This is a genomic window from Lachnoclostridium sp. (assembly GCF_031997925.1).
GTDB lineage: Bacteria > Bacillota > Clostridia > Lachnospirales > Lachnospiraceae > Lachnoclostridium.
This window is the reverse complement of the sequence record NZ_DAMADT010000031.1, coordinates 50,613-58,538: the sequence shown is the minus strand read 5'-3', so window position 1 is coordinate 58,538 and position 7,926 is coordinate 50,613. Positions and strand designations below refer to the sequence as shown.

Sequence of the window (7,926 nt, the reverse complement as noted above, 5' to 3'; positions counted from 1 at the left end):
AACGCAAAGGCACATTATGACATTGCTTGTGAGGAGGAAATTTTAATTACATATAATGTGAATTGCATGGATTATGAAAGTCATCTAGTAAATGGAAATGTATATAGGCCAAGATTTTTAAGGTATAAACAATTTTAGTAATTAACTATTATTTATAAAAGACTAGGGGGATACAAAAATGAAGAAAAGAGCAAAATCGGTTGCGGCTTTATTAACTGTATTATTTACAATGGTTATGCTAACAGCGTGTACAGCAGTACAAATCTCAAGTAATTTGGTTATTAATTCTGATGGTTCTGGTAGTCGTACTATACAAGGACTCATAGCAAAAAATGATTTTCAAGATGGATATGGAAGTGCTTATTATTATTTTAAAAAGCATGGTGCAGATTTAGAACAACATTTAAAAGGAATCTATGATAGCAAAGTAAAAGATAGTTCAGAATGGTTAGCTATTAGTGTTGATGATAGTGATAGCGAATGGGAGGTTGTAACACTTTCTTTTGATTTCTCCTCTTTTGAAGATTATACTTCAAAACTTAACTCTTTAGCATTTGATGAAACTGCAGCAGCTAGTTTTGTTAATCCAACATTTGATGAAAAAGAAGATGGTATTGTAACTTATACAGAATCTACAGGCGTTATGACATCTATCTTTAAGAGTTTGCAAAACAACATAATGGCAGATGATAGTATTTATGATCCTGAATCTACAAAAGATGGCGTTGCATTAAATGATGGTTCAGCTGACGGACAACTTGAAGAGTATGGTGTGGAACTTATGAAACCTGAAGTTGGTGATGCATTAACCATTCAAATCAATGGTGGAGATCCAGTAGCAGTAACTCAAACTGATGGTATATATAGCTATACTGCTACAGCAACTGGAGAAAAGGTAGTAGAAGAAAAAGAGAAATCTTGTGTTCTTAACTATTCTTTTGATGATACACTTTCAAATGCTGGTACAGCAGCAGATAATGACCTTACGTATGGTGTTGGTTCCACAGAAGGTGGCCCAGTATATGTACCAGGTATTGACGGAAACGGAATTAAGTTTGATGGTAAAACTTATTTAGCTTCTCCAAATAAGACTTACAATTATGACGAGATGACAATTAGCTTTTATTATGCTATGGACGAGTATACACAAACAGATTCAGGTGCAAACATGGTTATTGTCCCTGCAGGGTTAGGTGCGTTAGGTGCTGGTGTTGTGGATGTGGAATTTGTTAAAGACAGTTCTGCAGAGGGAATTCAATTTCTTGGTAAGGTGAATAGTTCAGATTGGCAAACACAAGATAAGTTGTTTTCAGAAGGTTACTTTATGGAAGCACACATGAAGGAATGGCATAACTATACTTTGGTTTTCCAAAATGAATATGATGAAGATGGTGCGATTGAGGATGCATTTGTTTATATGTACATTGATGGAAAATTAGCAACAAAATCAAGACTTTCTGTAGCAGCAGGTTTAACTTTTAGTCTAGGTGCTTTTGATGATGGTTCAGCAGGTGATCCAAATGGTGGTTTTAACATTGGTGGGTACTTTGAGAATAATACAGTAAAACGTGCATGTACAGGTATATTGGATAATCTCATGGTATTTGATGGCGTACTAACAGAAGAAGAAATTCAAACACTTTGCTACACAACAAAGGTTGAGAAAGAATATAACCCAGATGTTATTGATACAGTAGATTCATCACAAGATGCTGATACAGAAGAAGTAGTCGATGGAAATAAAGAGACTTCTAAGGAAGAAACTAAGGATAGTAATACCGCTATGTATGTCGTGTTAGCTATTGCTTTACTTGGTATTGTAGGAGTAATTGTTACAATTTCTGTACGTAAGAAAAAAAGCAAATAAGGGTAATTGAGTTTAGTTTTTATTTAGGAATAAGATAAGCTGTTATGAGTTACGACAGCTTTTCTTATTCTACTACAAGCATAAGCTTTTTGATTGGAGTGAAAAGTAATATGAAAATAAAGATAAAGAGAGCAATTGTCTTATTTGGCTTAATGGTGTGTTTCATGATTACTATTGTAGCTTGTGGAAAAGGAAAATCAGAAGATGTTAAATTTGTAGATATAGTAAATGAGGTGGGAAACATGCTTACGTTACACGCTTTAGACCAATTACAAGCCCCTATAGTAAATGACTCGGGAATGAGCGGTACAGGTGGGCGTATACATTTACATACAAATAAAGATGGTGATATGTATAAAGGTGATGAAAAACTTTTTGTATTTGACATCGGACATATTGAAAAATTGGGAAAATTGTATATTTGGAACTACAATTCTACAACAGATGTGAATAGCGGGCTACAAGAAATTAAGGTTAGTTTCTCAGAGGATAATGAAGTGTATTATGAGCCTATTTCTTATACATTAGCGAAAGCGCCAGGAGAAGATTCAATAAAAGCAACTAACTTAGTTGACGGTAGTGTAATTGACTTTGAAGGAGTTAGTGGAAGATATATCAAAATTGAGGCAGTTAGTAATTATGATGGTGATGGGTATGGTTTAAGTGAAATAAGACTATTTCGATATAAACAACCTATTATAGAAGGAGAAAGCATAGCTTGTACACCTCTAGAACGTTACATCAATAATAAGTGGTCTGCGAAACCAGAACATTATAATTTCCTAAATGGAACAGGGCTTAGTGACTTTAGGGCAGAGAATGCAACTCATGATAATAATCCAAATCATATGTATGCTCAAGATGCTTCTGAATTTAATTTTACAGTTGATTTAAAAGGACAATATCCTATATCTAAGATTGTTCTTTGGAATTATAACGACAAGGAAAGTTTAGATTGTGGGCTAGAAAAATTCCGTCTTAAAATATCAGATGATAATACAACTTGGAAAGCAATAGGTACTTATACAGTGGATAAAGGAGATGGATCTGAGGCGTTGTCCCCTTCCTTGACCATTGAATTTGATGAAACTTTAAGAGGACGTTATCTTCAGTTAGAGATTCTTAGTAATTATGGCGGGGATAAAGTTGGATTAAGTGAAGTTAGTGTATTTCTAGGCTCAGGTTGGTATTGTGATACTGAACCAGATTATTCAGCATTATTATCTAATTATGAAGGTTGGACTGGAGCAGACGGGGTTTATACTGTAAACCTTGATGGAAAGGATTACGACTATGATAGAGACTTGGCAGAGCAAAAGACCTTCTTTATCTTTAGCGATACAATAGTATCTGATGTAGATCCAATTTCTAAGACAAGAAGTAATGTATCAATGCCGAATAACACAAGTGCTATACTTACTGGTAAGGAAGCGGATAGTAGTAATATTATCTTTAAGTTCCCTACGAAGGAAGAGAGAACTGCCAATATTGTACCAAGTAAATTAATTCCGGCTACAAAGCCTGGGAAACATATTTATTATTGGTTAGGTGATACTTTTGTAATCGGGGAGTCTCTTTATGTATATTCTTTGAGAATTGATTCAGTTAATACTATGTATGGATTTGAACAAATTGGAGTAGATTTAGCAAAATATCATATTAAAGATGGTGAAGTTGATTATGATTCATTAGAAATAATTGATGATGGAGCTATGAATCTTTGTAATGTGTCAGATCCGAATGCAAAATGGTATTTTGGTGGAGGTGTATATCAAAGTACCGAAGATGCCGGGGGAATTAATCCAGATGGATATGTTTATGTGTATGGATATCAGGATGTAATAAATCTAGGTAGAGAACTAATTGTTGCTAGGGTAAAATCAGAAAACATAGAAAAATTTTCAGAATATGAATATTTAAACTCTAATGATGAATGGGTTAGTGAACCACCAAGTGAATTCAAATATTTAGCACATGATGTTGCGCCAGAACTCAGTATTACACAGATACAAGATGGTGAATATAAAGGTCAGTATGTATTAGTAAATACGCATATAACTAATACAGCAACAATTAAAGCATCCATTGCTAAGAATCCATATGATGTATTCGAGAATAAGACAACTATTTTTACTCATGATGATTGTTTGACAACTATTGGAGAAGGTAATAACACCTATAATGCAAAGGCGCATCCGGCATTATCAGGTAAGAATGAACTTATTATTTCATATAACATTAATGGTAATGATTGCTTTGAATATGCAGATATTTATCGACCAAGATTTCTTCGTCTAGCAATGGTAGGAAGCAGAAAGTAGGGAGAATAATGGATTATAAAGATATTGATTTATGGGTCTCAAAAATACGAATGGAAGGTAAGAGACCTTGTACCTATTCAGAAGAATTTATTAACCCATTCGAACCCAGTATGTATATTTTTCAATCGGTAGAAACAGATCGATTCATTCGAATTGAAAGTGAAGGATATGATGCATTCTATTGCTATTTTCAACCTTGTTTTCGTAAAGAAGCACCATTAATAGTTCATACACCAGGATATGGTGGAGAAATGAGCATGCATCCTGAATTAGCGCAGTATTTTAATGTATTACATATTAATCCTTTGGGGTATACAACCCCAAAGGGGAAATCATTAGAAAAAATGACAATGCAAGGCTGCGGTAGCGTGTTTCCAGATACTTTCTTAAGTGGCGGGATGAAAGGATATTATACTTGGCTTGTGAATTGTGTTATGGCAGTGGAATGGGCATTTAGGCAGGAAGGTGTTATAAAAGACAGGGTGTCCTTTTTTGGAACAAGTCAAGGTGGTGGAGCAGCGTTGTTATTAGGTTCTATTTTTAATGATATTACAAGAGCAACTGCCAGCGACCAGCCTTTCTTAGTTAATATTAAAATGGCAGATTATAAAGGTGCTTATGGTATGGGTAGAGATTGGTATAAAGATGCCAATGCTGACTTAGTTGAGCAAGGAATGTATTATATCGATACAATTCATCATACTCACCGCTATTGTTTCCCAGTTTTATTAACTAGCGGTGGAAGAGATGAAACGTGTCCAAAAGAAACAATCGAGGATCTTTTTAAACGAATTGATGGGACAAAGTCTTATACACATTTTGAACATCTATCACATGGTTATAATAAGGAATTTATTCAAATGGTGAAAGCTTGGTTTTTAATTTATGCATAAAGAATGAGGGGTAATATGTATTCAATAGGTATTGATATAGGTGGTATGTCGGCCAAAATAGGTCTTATTTCACATGATAATGTAGTATTGGAAGAGATTATTCCCACAGATAGTAACTTAGATTACGAATTGTTTATTGGGCATATCACAGATGTAATCAAGGATATTTGTAGTCACAATAAGGTAGATAAGATTGGAATTAGTTCTTGTGGGCTAATAAATAGTAAGTTGGGCGCCATAGTATATTCAAATAATATTAAATGGGACAATAAAAATATTGTTGGGGATATACAGAATCGAACCAATTTACCTGTTAAAATCGCAAATGATGCAAAATGTGCGGCATTAGCCGAAGCTGTTTTTGGAATAGGCAAAGAATATAAGAGAATGTGCATGATTACCTTAGGGACAGGAGTTGGAGGAGCTTTTATTATCAACAAGAAGCTTGAAAGTGGTAATGCATATGGGGATGCTGATGGAATACTAGGACATATTTCAGTTGAAAATGGTGGAAGACAATGCACTTGTGGAAGACGGGGTTGTCTAGAAGCTTATTCTTCTGCTACTGCAATTATGCAGAGTTATAAAGAAAGAACAGGACAACAAATTACCGCGAAAGAGATATTTGACAATGTACGTATAAATGATCCATCAGCGGTAGCTACCATGGAAGAATTCCAATACTATTTGGGAGAGGGTCTGGTTAGCCTTGTGAACGTGTTAAGACCTGAGGTAATTGCAATTGGTGGTGGAGTAGCAAAATCGTCAGATTTATTTCTGGACTATTTAAATAGTCATGTAAATAGTCAAACATATGGTGGAATAGCGTTGCCAGTTAAGATTGTTTCAGCCAAATTAGGTAATACAGCTGGAATGATTGGTGCAACTTTATTATAAATCTAATAAGGAGAGAAATGAAATGGTAAAAAAATATAATAATTATGATAAGAGTCCGACAAAAAAGGTAGACGGATTTAAAGCAGCAGCAGGATATGAGGCGATAATTTCAGAACTTAAAAACGCTATCAAAGGTAAGGAACGTCAGGTTATTGTATTAGAGACATATACAGAAGTTGATGTAAAAGAGATAGTGAAAGGATTGAGTAATCTTAGTGCAACTGTATATTGTGCAGAAGATTGTATGGTTAGTGATAGAGAATATCAAGACTATATAAGACAATATGTTACAGATGATCGTGTATTTGGCGTAATGAATACACTTAATATAAAAGATTTTTATATTGAAGATAAAATCAAAATAATGAGAAAGCAAATTGAAGACACAAAGGGAATTGTACTAGTATATGGTGTTGGTGCTTCCCTTGTGCATGAAGGTGACATCTTGGTATATGCTGACCTTGCAAGATGGGAGATTCAATTACGATTTGCAAATGGACTTCCTAACTGGAAAACAGCGAATGAAACAGCACCTAAACTTGCAAAATTCAAACAAGGTTTCTTCGTTGAATGGAGAATGGCAGATCGTTTAAAACGTAAGCTTATAAATAAGATTGATTTCTTATTAGATACCAATGTGAAAAATCAACCTAAGATGGTAAGTGGAGACGGATTTAGAGCTGGACTTGAGAAATTCAGTAAGGAGCCATTCCGTTTAGTTCCATACTTTGCACCTGAAGTATGGGGGGGACAATGGATGAAAGAAGTATGCGATCTGGATAGAAGTAGTTCAAATTATGCTTGGGCATTTGACGGGGTACCAGAAGAAAATAGCATCTACATGCAATTTGGTGACATAAGAATTGAAGTACCATCTGTTGATGTAGTTTTCTACAGACCTAAACAATTATTAGGCGATAGAGTACATGCTAGATTCGGGGATGAATATCCTATTCGTTTTGACTTCTTAGATACCATGGGTGGTCAGAATCTTTCCCTTCAAGTTCATCCGCTCACTGAATATATTCAGTCTACATTTGGTATGAATTATACACAAGATGAAAGCTATTATATTTTAGATTGCAAAGAAGATGGTATTGTATACCTTGGTACGAAGGAAGGTATTAATAAAGAAGAAATGATTGAAGATTTAGAACGTGCACAACGAGGAGAAATTGTGTTTGATGCAGAAAAGTATGTTAATACTTGGCCAGCGAAAAAACATGACCATTTCTTAATTCCTGCAGGAACTATTCACTGTAGTGGAGAAAATACTATGGTACTTGAAATCAGCGCAACCCCATATATATTTACATTTAAACTCTGGGATTGGGGTAGAGTAGGATTAGACGGATTACCAAGACCAGTTCATATTGAACATGGCAAACAAAATATTCAATGGGATCGTACAACTGAATGGGTTAAGAACAACTTAATAGATCAAGTTGAGAAATTAAGCGATGATATGGACACTTTAGTGGAGCGAACAGGTCTTCATCAACGTGAATTTATTGAAACTAGAGTCTATACTATAACATCTAGTTGTGAGATAGAATCAGAGGGCGGAGTAAGTTCTTGTAATATAGTAGATGGCAAAGGAGCTATTATTGAAAGTGTAGATGGTTCTTTCGAACCATACGAAGTACATTATGCAGAAACCTTCATTATACCAGCTAATGTTGAACGCTGTATTATTCGTTCTTTAGAAGGAACTGTTAAAGTAATAAGAGCAACTGTGAGAGGATAAATTATGTCAAATATAAAAGAAATTTGGTGCATGCCACATAGTCATTTGGATATTGGATATACACATCCACAACCACTTTTGTTAGAACTTCAGGCAGAATATATCGATCAAGCCATTGAGATTTGCAATAAGACAAAAAATTATGAAGAAAAGTCTAGATTCTGTTGGACTATTGAAGCTAGTTATGTGTTAAGAAAATGG

General features: G+C 34.6%; 6 protein-coding genes. All 6 read left to right on the top strand.

The window, feature by feature from the left end; translation table 11 throughout:
• The first annotated feature begins 178 nt into the window (after nt 1-178).
• Complete coding sequence (locus RTP52_RS16550; protein ID WP_312372575.1) at nt 179-1,867, top strand: hypothetical protein; 1,689 nt, start codon at nt 179-181, stop codon at nt 1,865-1,867.
• 110 nt (nt 1,868-1,977) lie between these two features.
• A complete protein-coding gene (locus tag RTP52_RS16545) occupies nt 1,978-4,188 on the top strand; it encodes a discoidin domain-containing protein (protein ID WP_312372573.1) in 2,211 nt (736 codons plus the stop codon).
• Between the two features lie 8 nt (nt 4,189-4,196).
• Nucleotides 4,197-5,081 (top strand): acetylxylan esterase, encoded by an 885-nt coding sequence (locus RTP52_RS16540; protein WP_312372571.1) that lies wholly within the window; start codon nt 4,197-4,199, stop codon nt 5,079-5,081.
• A gap of 15 nt (nt 5,082-5,096) precedes the next feature.
• Nucleotides 5,097-5,978: an ROK family protein gene (locus RTP52_RS16535; RefSeq protein ID WP_312372569.1), complete on the top strand. Its 882-nt coding sequence runs from the start codon at nt 5,097-5,099 to the stop codon at nt 5,976-5,978.
• Nucleotides 5,979-6,000: 22 nt separating this feature from the next.
• Nucleotides 6,001-7,725: a class I mannose-6-phosphate isomerase gene (locus tag RTP52_RS16530; RefSeq protein ID WP_312372567.1), complete on the top strand. Its 1,725-nt coding sequence runs from the start codon at nt 6,001-6,003 to the stop codon at nt 7,723-7,725.
• 3 nt (nt 7,726-7,728) lie between these two features.
• Nucleotides 7,729-7,926, top strand: a 198-nt coding sequence (locus tag RTP52_RS16525) for a hypothetical protein (protein WP_312372565.1), incomplete at its 3' end; no start/stop codon positions are given.

Bases quoted from the DNA above. Each gene is read 5' to 3' on its own strand.
- RTP52_RS16550 (WP_312372575.1), top strand. From the start codon at position 179: ATGAAGAAAAGAGCAAAATCGGTTGCGGCTTTATTAACTGTATTATTT.
- RTP52_RS16545 (WP_312372573.1), top strand. From the start codon at position 1,978: ATGAAAATAAAGATAAAGAGAGCAATTGTCTTATTTGGCTTAATGGTG.
- RTP52_RS16540 (WP_312372571.1), top strand. From the start codon at position 4,197: ATGGATTATAAAGATATTGATTTATGGGTCTCAAAAATACGAATGGAA.
- RTP52_RS16535 (WP_312372569.1), top strand. From the start codon at position 5,097: ATGTATTCAATAGGTATTGATATAGGTGGTATGTCGGCCAAAATAGGT.
- RTP52_RS16530 (WP_312372567.1), top strand. From the start codon at position 6,001: ATGGTAAAAAAATATAATAATTATGATAAGAGTCCGACAAAAAAGGTA.